This window comes from Microcystis sp. LE19-10.1B (genome assembly GCF_027530565.1).
In the GTDB taxonomy this organism is placed as follows: domain Bacteria; phylum Cyanobacteriota; class Cyanobacteriia; order Cyanobacteriales; family Microcystaceae; genus Microcystis; species Microcystis aeruginosa.
Map to the genome: position 1 here is coordinate 1 of NZ_JAPZQM010000730.1, position 2,787 is coordinate 2,787.

A 2,787-nucleotide genomic window follows, 5' to 3' on the forward strand; every position below is an offset into this window, starting at 1 on the left:
TAACCCTTATATAGAAAGGCATTTAGCGATTTTTGTCAATTGTTTTTGATCTAGAGCGAACTAATCAATTAAGTCTCTTACCAGATAAGGATTTAGTCGATTTATGCCCCCCTATCGAACCATACCAAGTAACGAAGAACCTTTGGTATTAGTCGATTCCCCTCTCTCCCCAACTTAATGAAAAATTTTCTCATTAAGTATTGACAAAAATTCCTAATAAGCTTATAGTTATTTGTAGTGTTCTCCTCTCAAGGATCGGCAGTGGAACCGCGCGGCAGTCTCTAACAATGCGGTTCCCATTTTTTTTTTGGAACGATAGAAGGCTTTTAACGTCTCTAAACTTCTAGGTTTCCTCATCCTTTGGCTTTTATGAACGATAATTCCGACCTGTACCTCGATCATCTCACCCATGCGGATACTGTCATTACTGCTGAAATTGTCGAGCATGAGAGTCAATCAACAGATGAGACAGATTGGCCGGCTCTATCCTCTCATTTACGTCAACAAAATCAAGAATTACAAGCGGAGATCTGGCGACGGGAGCAAGCTCTCGCAGAACTGCGATCGCGGTTAGCCGAGCAACATCGTCGCTTGCAAAGTTGCGATACCCTAATCCAGCAGCAAAACGAGGAACTGCAATACGAAAAGCAACAATTACAGCGAGCTTTAGGAGAAATCGAACAGTATCGTCAAGCAGAACAACGGCAACCGATGATTATTGCCAATTTGACCGCAGAATTGACCCGCACGCGTCAACAATTAGCCCGTTTAGAGCGAGAATGTGCCTTAATTCAGGAAAGTTATCAGGAAAAAAGCCAAAAACTGTGCAACTATGACCAGCAATTACAGGAATTACGCACCCGTCTTCAACGTCAGCAACGCTACACCCTCCAGTATAAAGCGGCCTTGGCCCAGTATTTCCAGCGCGGCAGCGATCGCAATTCTCCCCCGGATTTAGCCATTGTCGCCAAGGCAGCCGCGATCGAGCCTTGGTCTCAGACAGAGAATCAAGAAAGGGATGAAGTGGCTCCCATGGATGAGTTTTTAGCGGAATTAGAGACAATTGAGCCAGTAGAATCCTTAAATAAGAAAGATAGGGATTGGCCGGCACCTATCATCTCTCCTTCCCCGAAATATTCCTCTTTTCGAGTTGATTTGCCCACTTTTATTAAATATCGCCAAGAAAAAGATAATTCCTGAACAACAGAAAGAGAGCCGGCGACTGTCCATGTTTCGTCTCGGCTCTCTATTCTGGTTCGCTCCTCACACTAATTAAAATCTATCATAAGCTGATGGTTTTGTCCACTAAATTCGTAAAAGTTAATATTTTTATAAGTACCTAAGCAAAATTAATTACACATCCAAGCCGTCAGCAGTTACTCCGTCAGATTCGGCGTGAGCTTTTGTCAAACGCTTTTTGCTGTGATCAGTAAACAGTGAACTAAAAACTCAAATCTGATCCCTGATAGCTGTCTCCCGTCTCCCGTCTCCTGTCTCCTGTCTCCTGTCTCCTGTCTCCTGTCTTCGTTAAAGTTCCGTCATCGGCAGCAGTTGCCATTTTTGACGGAGAAGACGGTTAAGTAGTTTTTGACTGACGCTAATCAGGATTAATCTCGATCGCTGAATTGGGGCCGATTCTCCGATAATGCGACATTTACGCTCAAAATTGAGCATCGCTTCGCACAAATTCGCAGTTAAGGGATAGAGTTTCTGGCTTTCCCAACAATCACAAACGGTTAAAATTTGCAGGATTAAGGCTATTTCGGCGGGATGATGCCATGATAATAGTTCTGGCTCGATTAATCTAACTTTTTCCCGATTGAGCAGTTGTAACAAACTAGAATAGCGAGCGTGGGTGTATTGAAATAAAAAGAAAAATTCTCCTCTGGGATGGAAAGGAAGCTGATCGGAGAAAAATTTATCAATTAAATCATTTAGTTTTAGTAACCAAAAGGACAAAAATTGCTGATCTAATAATAATTCTAGCCATCCTTCCTTAAGCTGAATTTGCGGAAAAAGGGCGATTAAATGGTTAAATATGGTTTGACATTGAACGGGCGTAAAATGATAAAACAGAGGTGAACGATAGAGAATACTATCAGTCTTTGGGCAACGATAAAAAGTTAATTTATGCTTTTTTTCTGGAAAAATATGAATTAATTGTTGTTTGAAGCAATGCTCGATCGAGGGGTGATTGTAGATAAAATTCATGCTCAGAAGGGTAAACGTAGTCTTATCAAATGGCTCTTTTGAACATTGGGTGAAAAATATTCATCATGTTACATTATGGACGCAAACAGTTTGATAAACTCACTGACCAGGTTGCGTCCCCACCTGCGCGTAGTGTAATTGGTAGGGGCATACAGCCTACTACCTTTCTTTGAGAAGATTTGCTGATCACCATAACTCCAAGAGAGCCTACCAAATTAATACTAAATCCGTTGAGTGTAGGCTACTTATAGAGGAGAGGCACTCATGCAACAGGCAAGAGGCTTACCCTTAAACTACGAACAGCTTATCGAATAAGACTTGCCATCATAGCCTAAAAAAGGGGAAAAAAGGGGGACTAAATTTTAACCAATATCAAACTTTTTCTTAAACTTTAGACAAAGTTTATGTGTAAAGGTACAGACAGTTGATATTTACCCCACATTCCGCACCCTCAACTGTCACATAAGCTGTCCCCCTCCAGAGACTTGAGTAAAAATACCTAGCTGGTGAAGGTCTTCTCGGTGGCCGCTAGGGGGGTCTTGAGACCCCTAATTATGAAAAAATAGGAATTGTTGG

Annotated in this window: 2 protein-coding genes; one reads left to right on the forward strand and one right to left on the reverse strand. The window is 41.8% G+C overall.

Annotation, left to right across the window (positions count from 1 at the left end):
• Positions 1 to 369: 369 nt before the first annotated feature.
• Complete coding sequence (locus O9332_RS26230; RefSeq protein ID WP_002756806.1) at positions 370 to 1,200, forward strand: hypothetical protein; 831 nt, start codon at positions 370 to 372, stop codon at positions 1,198 to 1,200.
• A gap of 327 nt (positions 1,201 to 1,527) precedes the next feature.
• Here the strand turns inward: O9332_RS26230 and O9332_RS26235 are convergent, their stop codons facing one another.
• Complete coding sequence (locus O9332_RS26235) at positions 1,528 to 2,211, reverse strand: DALR anticodon-binding domain-containing protein (protein WP_002756804.1); 684 nt, start codon at positions 2,209 to 2,211, stop codon at positions 1,528 to 1,530.
• Positions 2,212 to 2,787: the final 576 nt, after the last annotated feature.